This is a genomic window from Sorangium sp. So ce327, from assembly GCF_051530205.1.
GTDB lineage: Bacteria > Myxococcota_A > Polyangia > Polyangiales > Polyangiaceae > Sorangium > Sorangium cellulosum_B.
The window spans coordinates 992,008-1,007,812 of record NZ_CP150330.1 but is presented as its reverse complement, the minus strand read 5'-3'; the positions used below and the strand labels follow the sequence as shown (position 1 = coordinate 1,007,812).

The 15,805-nt window shown below is 68.7% G+C and carries 15 protein-coding genes; 7 read left to right on the top strand and 8 right to left on the bottom strand.

The window, feature by feature from the left end:
• Positions 1–112 precede the first annotated feature (112 nt).
• Positions 113–580 carry a hypothetical protein gene (locus WME95_RS03735; protein WP_437907033.1) on the bottom strand — a complete coding sequence of 156 codons (468 nt, stop codon included), beginning with the start codon at positions 578–580 and terminating at the stop codon, positions 113–115.
• A gap of 130 nt (positions 581–710) precedes the next feature.
• On the opposite strand from WME95_RS03735, the gene WME95_RS03730 reads away from it, so the two are divergent.
• Positions 711–3,119, top strand: a complete 2,409-nt coding sequence (locus tag WME95_RS03730; protein WP_437907032.1) for a protein kinase domain-containing protein — start codon at positions 711–713, stop codon at positions 3,117–3,119.
• A 225-nt stretch (positions 3,120–3,344) separates the two neighbouring features.
• On the opposite strand, the gene WME95_RS03725 is transcribed toward WME95_RS03730, so the two are convergent.
• Genes WME95_RS03725 through WME95_RS03715 form a run of 3 tightly spaced genes read right to left on the bottom strand, consistent with a single transcriptional unit; the run spans position 3,345 to position 4,477 of the window.
• The gene (locus tag WME95_RS03725; RefSeq protein ID WP_437907031.1) at positions 3,345–3,671 is read right to left on the bottom strand and encodes a YnfA family protein; all 327 of its coding nucleotides are present in this window, start codon (positions 3,669–3,671) and stop codon (positions 3,345–3,347) included.
• Positions 3,672–3,701: 30 nt separating this feature from the next.
• A complete protein-coding gene (locus WME95_RS03720) occupies positions 3,702–4,148 on the bottom strand; it encodes a hypothetical protein (protein ID WP_437907030.1) in 447 nt (148 codons plus the stop codon).
• Entirely contained in the window at positions 4,148–4,477 is a 330-nt protein-coding gene (locus tag WME95_RS03715; RefSeq protein ID WP_437907029.1) for a hypothetical protein, read from the bottom strand. Before WME95_RS03715 ends, WME95_RS03720 begins: the two co-directional genes overlap by 1 nt.
• A 178-nt stretch (positions 4,478–4,655) precedes the next feature.
• On the opposite strand from WME95_RS03715, the gene WME95_RS03710 reads away from it, so the two are divergent.
• Both WME95_RS03710 and WME95_RS03705 read left to right on the top strand, forming a co-directional pair.
• Positions 4,656–5,192: an RNA polymerase sigma factor gene (locus WME95_RS03710; RefSeq protein ID WP_437907028.1), complete on the top strand. Its 537-nt coding sequence runs from the start codon at positions 4,656–4,658 to the stop codon at positions 5,190–5,192.
• Positions 5,179–5,718, top strand: a complete 540-nt coding sequence (locus tag WME95_RS03705; protein ID WP_437907027.1) for a hypothetical protein — start codon at positions 5,179–5,181, stop codon at positions 5,716–5,718. Before WME95_RS03710 ends, WME95_RS03705 begins: the two co-directional genes overlap by 14 nt.
• A 173-nt stretch (positions 5,719–5,891) precedes the next feature.
• Here WME95_RS03705 and WME95_RS03700 read toward each other — a convergent pair whose 3' ends face one another.
• Positions 5,892–6,161, bottom strand: a complete 270-nt coding sequence (locus WME95_RS03700) for a hypothetical protein (RefSeq protein ID WP_437907026.1) — start codon at positions 6,159–6,161, stop codon at positions 5,892–5,894.
• A 263-nt stretch (positions 6,162–6,424) separates the two neighbouring features.
• Here WME95_RS03700 and WME95_RS03695 point away from each other — a divergent pair, with 263 nt between their 5' ends.
• The 3 genes from WME95_RS03695 to WME95_RS03685 all read left to right on the top strand — a co-directional run bounded on the left by WME95_RS03695 (position 6,425) and on the right by WME95_RS03685 (position 9,853).
• Entirely contained in the window at positions 6,425–6,958 is a 534-nt protein-coding gene (locus tag WME95_RS03695; protein WP_437907025.1) for a hypothetical protein, read from the top strand.
• A 1,906-nt stretch (positions 6,959–8,864) separates the two neighbouring features.
• Positions 8,865–9,170 carry a PadR family transcriptional regulator gene (locus tag WME95_RS03690; protein WP_437907024.1) on the top strand — a complete coding sequence of 102 codons (306 nt, stop codon included), beginning with the start codon at positions 8,865–8,867 and terminating at the stop codon, positions 9,168–9,170.
• Between the two features lie 155 nt (positions 9,171–9,325).
• Entirely contained in the window at positions 9,326–9,853 is a 528-nt protein-coding gene (locus WME95_RS03685) for a hypothetical protein (protein ID WP_437907023.1), read from the top strand.
• Between the two features lie 221 nt (positions 9,854–10,074).
• On the opposite strand, the gene WME95_RS03680 is transcribed toward WME95_RS03685, so the two are convergent.
• The 3 genes from WME95_RS03680 to WME95_RS03670 are packed head-to-tail and all read right to left on the bottom strand — an operon-like array spanning position 10,075 to position 14,297.
• Positions 10,075–11,619: a hypothetical protein gene (locus tag WME95_RS03680; protein ID WP_437907022.1), complete on the bottom strand. Its 1,545-nt coding sequence runs from the start codon at positions 11,617–11,619 to the stop codon at positions 10,075–10,077.
• 38 nt (positions 11,620–11,657) lie between these two features.
• Positions 11,658–13,259: a hypothetical protein gene (locus WME95_RS03675; RefSeq protein ID WP_437907021.1), complete on the bottom strand. Its 1,602-nt coding sequence runs from the start codon at positions 13,257–13,259 to the stop codon at positions 11,658–11,660.
• Positions 13,260–13,304: 45 nt separating this feature from the next.
• Positions 13,305–14,297: a PEGA domain-containing protein gene (locus tag WME95_RS03670; protein ID WP_437907020.1), complete on the bottom strand. Its 993-nt coding sequence runs from the start codon at positions 14,295–14,297 to the stop codon at positions 13,305–13,307.
• A gap of 345 nt (positions 14,298–14,642) precedes the next feature.
• Here WME95_RS03670 and WME95_RS03665 point away from each other — a divergent pair, with 345 nt between their 5' ends.
• A complete protein-coding gene (locus WME95_RS03665) occupies positions 14,643–15,722 on the top strand; it encodes an RNA polymerase sigma factor (RefSeq protein ID WP_437907019.1) in 1,080 nt (359 codons plus the stop codon).
• The last annotated feature ends 83 nt before the right edge of the window (positions 15,723–15,805 follow it).

The following is a 15,805-nucleotide window of genomic DNA, read 5'->3' as shown; positions in this document are numbered from 1 at the left end:
GGCCGGGTCCGGCGGATCGCAGCCGGGCGATCCAGCGAAGGCGGCGCGCGCGGGACATTCCCACGCTGAATCAGAGCGCTTCAGGCTGGCGCCCTCGCCTCGGGCCGGCGCGTCACTTCGCGCCGGCGCGCCGCAGCACCTCGGCGCGCTCGGCGTCGGTCGGCTCGCGCTGGCAGTCCTTCCCGGCGCTCTGCAGGACATCGAGCTGGCGGACGAGATCCTGGGGATCCACGCTCAGGCATCCTTCCTCGAACTCGGAGCACTCGGCGACCGAGAGCGCGGTCCCCGCCACATAGCGGCAATCGGGGTCCCCGGGTGGGTACCTCAGGAAGGTGGAGGCGTTCGTGAGGAGACACGCCGCGTCCGACGGCGTGTTCGCCTTCTTGCAGCGGGCGGCGGCGATACGCGCCATCCGGTCCAGCTCGGCCGCCGGATACATGGGAACCCGGGGGCGAACGGGCTCGGCGCTCGCGGCGCCGGCGGCCCGCGGGCCGGCGGCGGGCTGCGGCGCTCCGGAACACGCGCTCGCGAGGAGCGCGCACGCGCCGGCGAGGACGAGCAAAGACCCCCCAAGCATCATCAGGCGAGACGTATCATATCCGCCTCATCACCCGCAATCCGGCCATCCCGCGCTGGATGCTCGCTCGCCCAACCTGGGTCGGGTCGCCGCCCTTGCGGCGGCGGCGAGCGAGGAGGCAAGCTCCTCCTCGATGCTCCCGGACAGCGTGATCGACGGCCGCTTCGAGGTGAATGCGCTGGCCGGCGCCGGCGGGATGGGGACGGTCTACCGGGCCCACGACCGGTCGAGCGGCGCGACCGTGGCCCTCAAGCTGCTGCGCGAGGCCGACGCGCATTCGGCGGCGCGCTTCGTCCACGAGGCGCGCGTGCTCTCGGGCCTCGATCACCCGCACATCGTGCGTTACGTGACCCACGGGACGGCGCCGTCGGGGCAGCCGTACCTCGTGATGGAGTGGCTCGCGGGGGAGACGCTCTCGGAGCGCCTCCTGCGCGGCGCGCTGCCCCTCGAGGAGGCGCTCGCCGTCGTGCACGCGGCGGCCGAAGCGCTCGGGACGGCGCACGCGCGCGGCATCGTCCACCGCGACGTCAAGCCGAGCAACCTGTTCCTCGTGGATGGCTCGATCGAGCGCGTGAAGGTCCTCGATTTCGGGATCGCACGCCAGCATGTGACGGCGACGCGGCTGACGCAGACGGGCACCATGCTCGGCACGCCCGGGTACATGGCGCCGGAGCAGGCGCGGGGGAGCTACGCGCTGCTCGACGCGCGCGCCGACGTCTTCTCGCTCGGCTGCGTGCTGTTCGAGTGCCTGACCGGGCTGCCGGCGTTCTACGGGCAGCACGTGATGGCGCTGCTCGCCAAGCTGCTGATGGAGGAGCCGCCGCGCCTGCGGGAGCTGCGGCCCGAGATGCCCGCCGAGCTCGACCACCTGGTGGCGCGGATGCTGGCCAAAGAGCCGGCGGCGCGGCCGGCCGACGGCGCGGCGGTGGCGCAGCTCCTCGACGGGATCAGGGAGGCGAGAGGCCACGCGGCCTCGGCGGATCGGAGCGTCGCGCCGATCACCGGCGACGAGAAGCGCCTCATCTCGGTCGTGGCGGTCCAGCCGACCCGCGAGCGCCCGAGCCCCTCGCAGGAGACCGTGCCGCTCAACGCGGTGTCCCTCGACGCGCTCGCACAGGTGCGGCTCGTCGCGACCCCGCTGGGCGCGCGGGTGGAGCAGCTCTGCGATGGAACGGTGGTGGCGACGGTGACCGGCGCCGGCAGCGCGACCGACGTGGCCTCGCTCGCGGCCCGCTGCGCGCTACGGATCCGCGCGACCCTGCCGGCGAACGCATGGAACGTCGCGCAGGTGACGGGCCGGGCCGAGGACACGGGGCGTATGCCGATCGGCGAGGTGCTGGAGCGGGCGGCCTCGCTGCTCGATGCGCGCACGTCGGTCGGCCGCGCGCTCGAGCGCGAGGAGCGCCACCAGGGCGTCCAGATCGATGCGGTCACGCTGGCATTGCTCGACGTGCGCTTCGATGTGCTGGAGCAGGGCGGCGCGCTCTGGCTGCTCGCCGAGCGCGAGGTCGGCGAGGAGGCGCGCAAGCTGCTCGGCAAGCCGAGCCCTTACGTGGGCCGCGACCGTGAGCTGCGCGGCCTCCTCCAGACCGTCGAGGGGAGCTTCGAGGATCGGCAGGCCGCGATGGCGCTGGTGACGGCGGCGGCGGGGATGGGCAAGTCGCGCCTGCGCCACGAGCTCCTGGAGCTGCTGAAGCGGCGCTACCCCGCCATGGACCTCGGCGTGGGCCGCGGCGACTCCATCGGCGCGGGCTCGGCGTTCGCGATGCTGGCCGGGGCGCTGCGCAGCGCGCTCGGGATCGCGGCAGGCGAGGCCGCCCCGGTGCGCCGCGAGAAGATCGAGCGAGCCGCGGGGCGCCTCCTCGCCGAGGCCGATCGCGCGCGGGTGGCGGCGTTCCTCGGAGAGCTGATCGGCGCGCCCTTCCCGGACGAAGAGCTGCCGCTCCTGCGAGCGGCGCGGCAGAGCCCGGCGCTGATGGCAGAGCGGGTCGAGCAGGCGTACATCGATCATGCGCGCGCCGTGACGGACGCGCAGCCCATGCTGGTGGTGCTGGAGGATCTGCACTGGGGGGACGCGCCTTCGGTGCGGATCTTCGATCGGGCGCTGCGCGAGCTGAGCGATCGGCCGTACGTGGTCATCGCCTTCGCGCGGCCCGAGGTCCATGACCTCTTCCCCCGGCTCTGGATGGATCGGGGGCGCTCGGAGCTCCAGCTGCGCCCCCTGCCCGCCCGGGCCGCCGAGTTCCTCGTGCGGAGCGCGCTCGGCGAGGCGAGCGACGCGCCGACCGTCGCCGCCATCGTGGCGCAGGGAGGCGGCAACGCGTTCTACCTCGAGGAGCTGATCCGCGCGGTCGCCGAGGGGCGCGCCGGCGCGCTGCCGGAGACGGTGCTGGGGATGGTGGAGGCGCGGCTCGCGGCGCTGGGGTCCGAGGAGCGGCGGCTGCTCCGGGCCGCGAGCGTCTTCGGCGAGGTGTGCTGCAAGGGAGAAACAATTTCCACACGCAAAAACAATCCCGAATGGTTCCGGACTGTTGGCTGCTGAACCTGGCAGCTGTGGCGGCAAGCGCGGGGAGGCCGGGGGAGCTGTACGGGGCCATGGGCGCGCGCCCGTGCCGGTGCTGGCGGTCGCGGGTCGTCAAGGGCGCGGCTTCGGATCGCTGCGCTTGGCCAGCCTGCGAGGAGGCAGTCCACCTGGGCACCGAGCATCTGGACCGCGCGCCTCGCCTCCGGGAGGGGCAAAGCGCGGCGCCCGCGGTAGCGGGACAGCCTACCGGCGCGGCCCGAAGGTGATGATGGCCATGCCGATCAGGCACACAGCCGCGCCGATGATGTCCCAGCGATCTGGTAGCTGCTTTTCGACGAGCCACCCCCACACCACCGCGGACGCGACGTAGACGCCGCCATACGCCGCGTACGCCCGCCCCGCGCTCGGATGAAACGAGAGCAGCCAGGCGAAAAGCCCGAGCGCGACGGCCGCGGCGAAGAGCAGCAGCAGCGACCGACCGCCGCGCATCCACAAAAACACGAGATAGCAGCCCGTGATCTCGGCGACTGCTGTGATCACGAACAACGGGACGATGGCGAGCGGATTCATCCGAGGCGAGAGTGTACCGTTCGTCCCGTTTCAGCCAGGTTCTACCGGCAGGCTGATCCGTCCGGCTTCGGATACGAACGTGAGCCCGGCGTCGCCGAGGGCGCGCTGCATCGCGTCGAGCGTCGGCTCGCTACGCAGCGTCTCGGGGAGGCGCATGAACTCCTCGAGCACTCCGGCGGCGCTCTCTGGTCCGCGCGTCTCCCAGACGATCGAGGTGCCCTCGCGCGTGATGCGGAAGTCGAAGAAGCGGCAGCATTCCTGCTCGCGCCGCGCCAGGGCGCGGAGGTGAGCTTCGAGCGCGGGCTCGCCGCGGAAGTGCCAACGGAAGGCGCCCTCCAGCGGCTCCGTGCGCTCGAGGTGAACGAACGCGTCTCGGAACTCGGCTGCGCGCCTCGCCTGCTGTTCCTGCCCCGTGAGCGTACAGACGATCGGCTCCGCGAACGTCGCGCAGCCGCACGGCGAGGGGTCCTTCGACATCACGCGCTCCTCGTCGCCGCGCCGCGAGCGCAGCAGCTTCCGTCAACCTTGCAGGCAGGACCACACCCCGAGGCATCGTTCCTCTTGAACCACCTCCGGGCGGCCATCACGCCCAGAGCGACGACAAACACGCTCCCGCCCACCAGGAGCTCAGAGCCCGGGCGGAACACCGACGAGAGCGTGGCGATGGCGCCGCTGCCGAGGCCCGCGGCGGCGAGCAGCGGGATGGCGCAGCAGGCAGCGCAGCCGATGAAGGCGGCCACGCCAGCGAGACCGAGGTGGCGCTTCGAGAGGATGGGTTCTGACGTGTGGACCGAGGGCGTGCTCATTCGTGGGCTCCTTTGGACGGCTCACCGCGAGCCGCGCGCCCCCCACTAGGCAGCCTCGGACCGAGCGTGACCCACCGGCCCGGACGATTTTCGGGTCACGCGCGAACGCCGCCCGCCTACCGTAGCGTGCCCGAGTGCTTGCGATCGTTCGGGGTCGTCGAGGTAAGGCCAAGTACGCATGGACGCAGCCCGCCGGAAAGCCATCCACCACGCCATGGTTCGGCTCTCCGATGGAGACCGGACCGCGTTCGACGTTCTGCTCGACGACCTCTGGCCCGTGATCCTCTCGTTCGCGGAGCGTGGGGTGGGCCGGGGCGCGGATGCCGAGGACGTCGCGCAGGAGGTCTTCTACAAGGTCTGCGCTCGAATCGCCGAGTTCGATCGAAGCCGCGACGGCCTCTCTTGGGCGTTCGGGATCGCCAGCTACGAGATCATGACGTACCGCCGCCGGCTCCAGCGCCGCCGCGAGGTCTTCGACGAAGCGTCCGTGGCAGGCCAGCTGGATGGCTCGGCGTCGCAGGAGGAGCAGCTCCTCGCGCGGGAGATCGCGCTCGCCTTCGAGCAGGCCGTAGGCTCACTCACGGAGGAGGATCGGGTGTCGCTCGGGCTCGTGGACGGCACGTCCGATGCCGCCGGCGCCACGCTCCGCAAGCGCAAGCAGCGCGCGCTCGACCGTCTGCGCGGAATCTGGAGGCACATCCATGGTGAACCGTGAGCAGCTGAAGCGCCTTGGCCTCCGCGCATACGAGGTCGGCCGGCTGCGCGTTGCTGCGCGCGCGGCGTGGATACTGGTGCCTGTCGTGCTCGTCTGCGTGATCGAGACGGGCGAGCGCGAGACCTGCGCGTGCCTCGGAGTGCTCCTGCTCGGCGCGAGCTTCTTCCTGCGCTGGCGCGACCGGCAGGGGGCGGACTCGGTGCGCTACGGGCTCCTCGCTGGCGCGCTGCCGCTCCTGGCGGGGCTCGCCGTCGCCCGGGTGGCTCCGGCCTGCGCGGACGCGCCGCTCGTCTCGGTGTGCACCGCCGTGTGCCTGGGCGTCGGCGTTCCATCGGGTGTGTGGCTCGGCACCCGCCTCGTCCGGGGCTCGGCGCCCGCATCGACCTGGCTGGGGGCGAGCGGCATTGCGGTCCTGGCCGCGAGCTTGGGCTGCGCGGGCCTCGGCATCTCGGGTCTCATCGGCGCAGGCGCTGGCGTGGTCCTCGGCGCTGCGTCCGCGAAAGTGCTCTTGCGCGCTCCGACGTAGCTGACACGGGGGGCTTCCGTGGGATCGCGCGCTCGGCATTCTGGAACTTTCAGCGGGAGCCCAAGCCGCGCGAGGATCTCCCTCGCCCTCGCTGGCTCAGGCAGCCCGCGCGAAGCCGCCGCGAAGCGGCGCCGAAGTCCGGCCATCCCTGGCCGGACTTCGGGCGGGCGGAACTAGCCGGCGTCGAGGTCCTCGGGCACGAACTCGGGGCCTCCGTCGTCCACTTGGGCACCTTCAGGGCCGTCGCAGATGTCGAGGCGAACGTCGGCCAGCTCGGGGCAGTGGCTCTCCACCTGGCCGAGCGCAGGAGCACGCTGGCAACGGGCGAGCGTGGCGCCGTCGCCCATCTGGCCGAGTACAGGAGGGGCGCCTGCGACGAGGCGTGTGGGCGCGAGCTCGGCGCGGCCCTTTCCGCCGCTGCGGTGGTAGAGGTCGAAGCGCATGCCGGGAAGCACGGTGTGGCCGCCAGGGTCAAGCCGAATAGTCGCGGCGCTGCGGATTTACGGGCGAGGGCCGTTCGCCAACCAAATGGTTGACGAACACTCCAGCCGCGTAGCCGCCTCGCGCACCGGCGTACACCTGGGACGGGTCGACCCCCATCCATGGCGGTTGCACTGCAGCGTTTCTCGTTGACGCCCGCGCCACACGCCCAGGAAAATCGTTCGTGCCCCACAGCGCGCGTCGCGAGCTGGCCAGGGCTTCCGCCATGTCCATGTGCGCTCACGCCAACGTCGGCCTGCTCTGCGCATCCGCACTCGTCCTTGCTCCGGCGGCGGCGCAGGCACTCGAGTTCAGCGGTGGCGTGAGCGTGGGTGGGATCCAGGTCGGGACCGAACCCAAGCTGGCTGTCAGCCCCTTCGCCGGCTGGCTCTGGCGAAAAGAGCGGGACTTCCGGATCGAAGTCCACAACATGCTCAGCATCATTCCGGGGGCACGTGTAGGAGTTTACGATCGAACGGCGGTTACCGTTGGATATGTCACGAAGACGGGCAACGTCAGCCTTGGTCCAGCCCTGTCGCTCTACTCCATGCCGGTATGCGGTGCCGTGCTCTGTAACCGCGTGATGGGGCTTGCTCCAGGCGGGCGCGCACAGTCCGACTGGTACTTCGCTGGGCGTCTGGGCGTATCCACGAGCCTCAACGTGGACTGGGCCGGCGGAAGCAGCAGTTTTCTTCCGGGGAGCGTGGTCGTGATGGTGACCGCTGGGCCTATCTGGAGATTCGGGGGAGAGTCGAAATGAACAAGGTGTTTGCTCTTCTATGTTTCGGTGTAGCGGGGTGCAACTTCGATGTCGGAGACTGCTACCTCCGGAGTGAGGGCGAAAGCGGCGCCGGCGGCATCATCATCACCGCGACAGGAGCAGGCGGCTACGGGTTCGGCCAGACAGGGGCCGGCGGCTTCGGGCCCGTACCGCTGGAGACGCAGGACATGGATCCGCCTTCTCCTCCAGTCTGCAACATCGCGAGCCAGACACCATGTGAGGAAAAATGCGAGGCGGACTACGAGTCTGACAATGTTCAGTGTGGAAAATCCGAGGACGAGGCGCAGCGAACAGCGTGTCAGGATAGCGCACACGCTAGATATAAGAGCTGTCGAGAAGGTTGCGAGCAAACAAGTAATAAAAGCTGTAACGAGAAGTATCAGGATTGCATGAACCGCGGCCCGTGGTCTTGTGCACGACCAGGATCGGGAAGCGAAGGCTCGAAGTGTCGGAGCTGCTTTAAACGGTGTGAGTCCGGGGATCCTCCATCGCCGGAATGCAAGAAGTGTTTATTCTGAGGTTCCAATGACTGTTCACGTCGCTACAAATGAGGACATTCGGAGAGCGGTCCAGCGCGGGCTTCGCCTTCCTGTGCATCGCATTGGCGACAGCATGCTTGAGGGGCCGTGCGCGTCCGATCCCGAAGTCCATTGTGAGCAGCGGTGCGATTATTGGCGCATTCGAGGGCGGGAAAGGACGCGATTTCGTTCGCGGTTCCATGATGTTATCGATGCGTTGAGATCGCGTCAGGAAATCACTGTGTGGACGTCCGGGCTGTGGAGCGATAGGCTGATGCTGTGGGCGCTCTGCGCATGGAGGCTCCGCTATCGGCCCGAGCACCCGGACCTCGACATCGTCATCCTGGGAGATGCGCCGGAGGATGGATTTAGCCGTGGGTTCGTCCATGTGAAACCGGCTGATGCGCGCCGCGGTTTGGACGACGCGCGCGCTCTATCTCGGACGCGCGTCCAGCACATGGCGCGCTCTTGGCGAAAGGTATCCGGTCGGTCTCCGGTCCTGGCCACCGAGGGGGGGCGCAAGGATCTCGTAGCGCTCGGCACCCATCAAGCGGCATTTTTTCCTCGGGTGGACGGTAGCAAGCTCACCCTATCTCGGATTGACGAGCTCTTACTCTCGTGTCTCGGAAATGACTGGCTGACGCCCGTGGACGTATTGACGCACCGTTCATCTGCTGGCGCGGAGCTGCTGAAGACTTGGATGATACGCATCAGCGATTGCTATTTTGCTATGCGGCTGCGCCAGTGGGCCGAGCACCGTGGGACTGAGGCCGCGCTGGAGAGTGTGCCCTACAGGACGGACAGAGCACCTATGCTGGAGGCTCGCTATAGGTTGACGGCTGTCGGCGATGAAATTAGACGACACGGTCTTGCTGAGATCGCTCAAGGAGCGCCGCTGAGGGTGTGGGGTGTCACAGCGTATGATCCGCTGGCTCCTTGGGTCGTGGTGGACGGCGGCACAGCTCACCAGCGCATCCAGCGACTTGAAGATCGCGCTACGCAGGACGAGGAATGACGCCTGCGCCCACACGCGCGTCCGTCTGGCCGAGTTCCGCGGATGCCTCGGTCGCCGGCGGCGGACGTTACGGCGGTCACGCGATGGCGGATCGCCCGAGGCGTACGCCGCTCCGTAAGCGCCCGGCCAACGCCATCGTGACCACCCCGTCGGGGGCGGTTACCAGTCCCCATCGCGACGAAGGAGGAAGCGATAACGACAAAGGCGGAGTGGGCCAGAGCCGCAAGGGGCTGTGCCCATGGCGATGGTCGGACGCTTACGGTGTGCGATGATGTAGGATGTTCTTCGTTCCTCAAACTTTGATGTTGCATCCTCAAGCTTTGATATTACACTGCCGAGTATGGATGCACCGGTGACCGCGAAGGCGGCCCTACTCCAAGCCCTCATATCTGGGCCCGGTTACGGGCTCGACCTGATTGAGCGGGTGAAAAAGCATACAAGCGGGAGGCTTGTACTCGGTCAGGGCAGCGTCTATCCCGCGCTGAGAGAGCTCGAGAGAGAGGGGCTTCTGGACAGCTACGAAGGAGAGCCTATTCCCGAGCGCGGAGGTCGCCCTAGAAGGTATTATAAGCTGAATGCGATCGGGGCAAAGGCTGCTATGGAGCAGAAAGATGTTGTAATGGGGCTCTTTCTGGGTGTTCCGGGTGGTGGGCAATGAATTTCGACCCTTGTCGCAGGGCGGAGATCGAGACAGCGGTGGTGCTGTGGATGCGGTCCTATCCGCGCTCTGGATCTCGTCGCCAACCGAGGCAGGAAATTAGGATCGTCTTAGATTGGCGATTGCGTCCACACTTCGAGAATGCATATTCGCCTGTGATGGTTGACTATATTGTCGAGGACATGGCTTACAGGCTCGAAGAGCTGGTGGGAAATTCGGAGCTTAAGTGTGAGCACTTGACAGGCCATGTGATGGCGCAGCTGCTGAGCATTCAGCTTAAGGAAATTCTACATGGTAGCGATGAGCTTTTTCGCGAGGTAGCGAGGAGAAGGCAGAATAGTGGGCGTCGTGGCTTACAGGAAGCCTTTGGAGTGGCCGCGCTTCAAGAGCTTCGAGTTAAGCACTCTTGGATCGTGGAGCTGCCAGCTGATCAGGTGATTGCTGCGCAACGCACGATGATTCATGTGGAGATGTTGTACCGGCTCACGCGACTCTTCGTTCCTTGTCGTTTGGTTGATGAAGAATTCGCTGACGCCATCGAGGTCGTGGCCAACCATTTCAAGCGTTCGGCTGTTCGCTGGCCCGCTTACATTAAGCTGGCGAGCGCCACGTTCTGGCTTATGGTTCATGCCTTCGGTTATGCCGCATCGAAGCTGAGAATTTCTAGGTCCTCAGCAGAATGATAGCGTATTCCGTTCGGTAGAGCCCATCCTGACGCCGAGCAGGCCAGGGACATAGGCTTGCCGTGCGATGCGGGGGCGGCGACGCGACGCCGGCAACGGCGACGCGATCTCACAGAGGGACCCCGAAGTGACCAAGGAACGCGCGACCAGTGACGCTGGCGTGCGGAAGTGGTGCCCCGCCGCTCCCAGCGTTTACAGGGTTCGCCTGATGTGCCGTGATCCTATTCGGGGAAGCGCTGCGTCTCGGCCTGGATGCCGTCCTCCCCCGTGATCACGTCGCCCGACCAATCCCAGCTCACGCCGCCCTTTCCCGGCGGTCCCAGCTCGTAGGTCACGCCCTCCAGCGTGAGCTGGTCCTCGTCGAGATAGGCGATGCCGATCGAGTCGCCGCCGCGCCCGGGGCCGCCGTAGCCGCCGTCGCCCCCTCGGCCGCCGTCGCCACCCTGACAGGACCATGTGCCGTCCCCCACGGCGCCGCCTAGTTCGCCTCGGCCCCCATCGCCGCCTTCCTCGGGCTCCCCGCCGTTGCCACCTGGGCCCGCGTCGATGGTCGTGACGACGCTATCGCGCAGCGTCAGCTTGGCGTGGAGCGCGACGATGCCGATGGTCGGGTGCCCGTTTTCGCCCCCGCGGCCGCCCCTGCCGCCGCAGCCGCCGGCGCCTCCCGAGCCGCCGCCGGCGCCTCCCTTGGCGGCCACGCCGCACGCGGTGAGCCCCCCTCGACGGCCGCCGCCGCCTCCGCCGCCTTGACCCGGCATGCCCCTGCCGCCGTCGCCTGCCCAGTCGGCCACCCAGCCTGTCTCGGTGATACGCCCGATGCCCTGACCCGCAGTGCCTACGACGCCGTACATGCCGGAGATCCCGTTGTTTCCACCGTTGCAATGGATGCCTGGCAGGTCCCCGCCTCCTCCCCGGCCAGCGTGCGTGGCGTCTGGAGTTGGCGTCGGCTCCCCGTCATCCCCGTCCTCCGCGCCGTCGGGGAGCCCGTCACCTCCCTTGCCCCCAACGCTCGGGATTCCACCGTCGCACCGATTCACCACCGCCGAGCCGCCGGAAACGGTGTCTGCCGAGCACGCATCGTCGCCGTACACGCCATCCGGTCCGATCGCTGCGTGATTTAGCCCGTCCCATTCCTCCCCATCGTGACCTGCCCATCCGTACGACGTGCCAACCTCGCTCCGGATGAGCTCCACGACCGTGCCGGATTGCACGACCATTCCGATCGGGCCGGCCGACTTGAACCGCATGTCGACGATCGTCGATACCCCGTCCGAGGCTCCCGTATCTCCGGCGCTCGCCGGTACGACGGTCAGGGCGATGCCGTCGGTAGCTGAAATCTGAATCAGCGAGCGCGCGAAGCGGGGCATCCGCTTCCAGTCGATGCAGCTGAAGCCGCCGATGAGATCCACGCCGGAAGGCAGCGTGAGGGGCCCGAAGAAGCCGTCGGCGCACGCGAACACGCGCCCGCGTGCGGCACGTGCGAGCTCCACGGCACGCTGCAACGTGCGCACAGGCCGCTCCTTCGTACCCGGGCTTGCGTCGTCGCCGTCGCCCCAGACGCCGGCCACGAACACCCCGCAGCCATCCTCCCACACGTCCGCGGCGAGGCGCTCGAGACAGAACGACTCTGTCGGCGCGTCACCCTGACACGACGAGGTGCCGTCGCACCCCGTTCCGCCCGGCTCGTTGGGACCCGGTGCGGTGCCGCAGCCGGCCGCGACCAGGAGCAGCGCGGGGGACAGATAGATCGCTCTTGTGGTTCGCATCGTTCTCCCTCGATGTCGTGTCGCGCATGGGGGGACATTCACTGGGGCGGTGGGGGATCGGGAACGTCGAATTGACGGTAAGGCACTGAGTCGCCCTGCTGGCCCTTCCCGACGTCGTCATCAGGCGCTGCATTGCCGGCCAGGCCACCCTCCCCACCTCTTCCGGCGTTCGCGGGGGCGTCCGGACCGAAGGCCACGTAGGCGCCCACGGACGCGACGCCATACGAAGGGCCGCCGAGGCCACCTCCGGCATCGCCTCCGCGGCCGCCGGTGCCTCCTTGGCCTCCGCGGCACGCAGGCCACATCTCACCAATAGCTCCGCCACCTGGGCCGCCAGTCCAACCCAAGCCGCCCGGTTGGCCCGTCCCGCCGACCCCGCCGTTGCCACCGTTGCCCGCAAACACCTCCGTCCGCTCGAGCGTCAGCGCGCTCCCCTGCAACGCAATGATGCCGATGCTCGCCCCGCCATAGCCGCCGCCCTTGCCTCCCTGGCCGCCGCAGCCCCCGCTTCCTCCCGAGCCGCCGGCCGCCCCGGCCTGAGGTCGGCCCGCCGGGCACGCCGTCATCGCGCCGCGCGATCTGCTGCCGCCACCGCCGCCGCCCCCCTGGCCGACGCCGCCCTTTTTCCCGTCCTCACCCCGGACGCCGATCCAGCCATCCATGCTGAGCTGGCCTATGCCCGCCGCGCCGGCCGCGCGACCGCCGTCAAGGCCGTCCATCCCCTTTGCGCCAGCACTGCAACGCGCACTCCCCGCGCCAGTGCCTCCAAGGCCTTTGCCTTTTGTATTCTCCGCGGGCACCGGCTGCCCCGCAGCGCCATCGCCCCCCGACTCGAGCCCGCCGTAGCCGCCAGGTCCACCCGTCGACTCGATGCCGTCGTCGCACACCGTCACGACGGGGAGAGCGCCCATCGCCACGTCCGCGGTGCAGGCGTCCGCGCCGTCGTTGCCCACCACGCCGCCGTTGGCCGGTTCGCTGTGCGCGTCCCTTCCCGGCTCCCCGTCCTTGCCATTGCCCGCGATGATCTGGCTGTCCCGCAGGATCGCCCGGGCACCCGAGCTCAAGATCATCGCGATCGACGACTTTCCATCACTCGCGGAGGCGTCGGCCGCCACGGCGCGAACGCCGAAGATCACCGACGTCGCGTCGTCCCCCGCGATGCCCGTATCGTCGCCCCCGAGGACCCGCACCGGGATCCGCGCAGGCGGCGCGATGACGGTCGACGCATTCGGCCCGATGCCCGACCATTCATACGACCAATCGCCGCCGTCATTACAGAGGCGGCTGCCCCAGAGGTCGACCCCAGAAGGCAGCGAGATCTCCTCCTCGAACAAGCCGCCGCACGCAACCACGCGCCGAGTCGGCGCCTCGCCGTGGTCTCGTCCGCTCGCGGCGAGCCCGATCGCATGCTGCAGGGACTTCACCGGCGCGCCCTTCGTGCCGGGGTTGCTGTCGTCACCCGACGACGCGCTGACGAACACCCCGCATTCGTCGAGCGCCGGCGCCGTGGTGGGGTCGCCGTCACAGAGAGACGTCGGTGGTGTGACGCAGAGGCGTCGGTCGTAGCAGCTTTCGTCGTAAGCGCACCCGGAGAGGCCGCCCGCGCCGACCGTGGAGACGGTGCCTACAGCCAACAGCATCCGCATTCGTCGCGGTTCGAGAAGAAGCATGGCCTGGCCCCCTGATCACCACGCGCCGTACGCCACGAGGCCGGCCTGTGTCGGCGCGACCGTCGGCACCAGCGCGACCCGGGCTTTGGTCGGTTCAGCCTGCAGTAAAGAGAAGTCCGTGAGGAACGAAGCCAGAGTCGCAGCGCCCACCACACCGCTCGTCACCACCATCGCCGTGCCGAGCCCGGCGAAGAGATCCCGCTCTCGTTGGAGACTCGTCAGCTCGCCGCACGCGGAGGGTTTCGGCGTTCCCCGACATACCCCTTGAGAGACGCCCACGGCGTCGAGCTTCGCGTTCCGCTCGTCCAGGTCTCCGTCGGCGGCCCTCGCACGAACCATGAAGACCGCACCGAGCGAGCCTGTCGCCAAGGTCAACCCGATACCGGTGATGCGCAGGGCGCCTGGCCAGGATGCCCAAGGGCTGGGCGGCCGGCCCCGCGCTGCAGGCGACGAGCTCCTGGTCTTCGGCGTTTCCTTCGGTGAACCCGGCGCGCTCTCCGGAGCTTGGCTCACCGCCATACGCGCCAACGGCATTCTGACGTTGTACGCCGTTGCGGCCACAGCCCCGAACTCATGGAAACCATCCTGGCGGCCCGGGGCGCGGGCCCGCACCATGCGTTGGCCGGGCTCCAAGAACAGCTTGTACGTCCGCGCGACCCGGCCTACCCACTTGCCGTCGACGAGCACCTCGGCATCCGGCGGATCGACCGAGAGCACGAGTGTCGCGACGTGCGATGTTGCCTCGCGTTCTCCTTTCTCGAATCGTAGCTGAAGCGCGAGCGGCAGCGCCGTGCGCTGCTCGAGGCTAAAGGCCAGGTGCTCGGCGGCATCGCGGTACTTGCGCAGGGCGAGCTCGCAGAGACCAAGCTCGCCGGCGAGCTCCGCGCGCTCTCGCTCCGTGCTGGACGCTGGGTCTGCTGCCTCCAAGGCGGCCTTGAAGGCGGCGTATGCCTCGGTCCACTGCCCGGCGTTGCGTGCCTTGCGACCGCGGCGAACATGGTCCTTCACCGTTGCGCCGTCACGTGGTCCTGGCGCCGGATAGGCGTTCTCCGCGCTGGCCGAGCTCGCAGCGCCGGATGCGGCGAGGAGCGCAGAGAAGAGCAGAGCGCATGCGGAACATCGCATGGTTGGACGGTACTCGCGCCAGCCGCGCGGCGTCAACGAGAGCGAATCGATGCAAAGTGGCCCTGGCAGTGGCAAATTGCGTTCGGGTGCGGCAATGCGATCGCCTCCTCGCGGCAGCGAGGGCTCGATCGCCTGAACGCATGTATCGGTGCCACCTGGTGCTACCAAAGTTGCCGCTCCTTGCACTTTCCTGCACCGTTTCGAGCGGCTCAGGGATGCTACCTAACCGTGGGCAAGCCAGCGACCCATCTCCTCAGCTTCAACCGCTTCCGGCGCCTGGCCAGGCTTCACGGCGTGCCGGCGCGCGACGCCGAGGACGTCGCGCAGAACGCGCTGCTGCGGGGATTGGAAGCGGCGAGGCGGGTCGAGCCGAGCGGCGATCCGGCGCGGTACTTCGTCACGATCGCCCTCAACGAGGCACGGAAGCACAGGCGGAACGAGCGCCGCCGCGGAGAGGTGCTGACGTCGTTCGAGGAGCGCGATCCCCGAGACGAATGCCCCACGCCGGAGGAACTGCTGCGCTTGCGGGAGCGGGAAGAGCTGGCCCGGGACTTGCTCGACCGGGTCGGCCCCAAGTACCGGGAACTCTTGGTCAAGCACGAGCTGGAGGGGACACCGCTCTCCACGATCGCCGCCGAGCTGAACGTCCCGTTGGATACGGTGAGGGCGCAGCACCGCCGGGCTTGGGATCGACTCGATGCGGCTTCAAAGCGGTGGAGGGCCCGGCAACCCGCGCACGGTAGGGACGAGAGCGCCTGCGTCCCGCTGGTGCTCGGGCTGGACCGCCGTGCGTCGTGGACGGCCTGGTTGCGCCGGCTGGGCGTGAGGATCGTCGTGCAGGGTGCGTTTGTCGTGTTGACCGGCGCGCTCCTCTCGGCGGTGCCGCCGCTGCCCAGCGCGGAATCGTGGCTGCACCCGGCGGCATTCCGCGCACCTGGGCGCGCGCCCGCAGCAGACGACGTCACAGTGCAAAGCTCACGTGACAGCGCGCATTCCGCTGCCGCGCCCGCCGCGCCCGAGAGCTCGTCGTCGGCGGCAACCGGCAGTGCGCGCGCTGAGGCTGTGGTGAGCAGCACGCCCGCGCCCTCTGTGACGACAGCACCTCGTATCTCGTCCCCGGTGAGCCCCGTGTGGCCAGCGGTCACCGCACGCGAGATGCGCCTGATCAGCCAGGCCCGAAGGGCCATTGAGGACAACGACGGAGAGGGCGATCACGAGGCGCGCCAGCTGCTCGAAGCCCATGCGCGGGAGTTTCCGCGCGGTCGGCTCGCAGCGGAGCGCGAAGCGCTGTTCAGGCACATTCGCTGAATCGTCGACCGTCGATCGACGGCGAGCTGACGGTGACGCTGATGGTGTCTTCAGACCAGACAGCACAGGGCCGAGATCTGTCT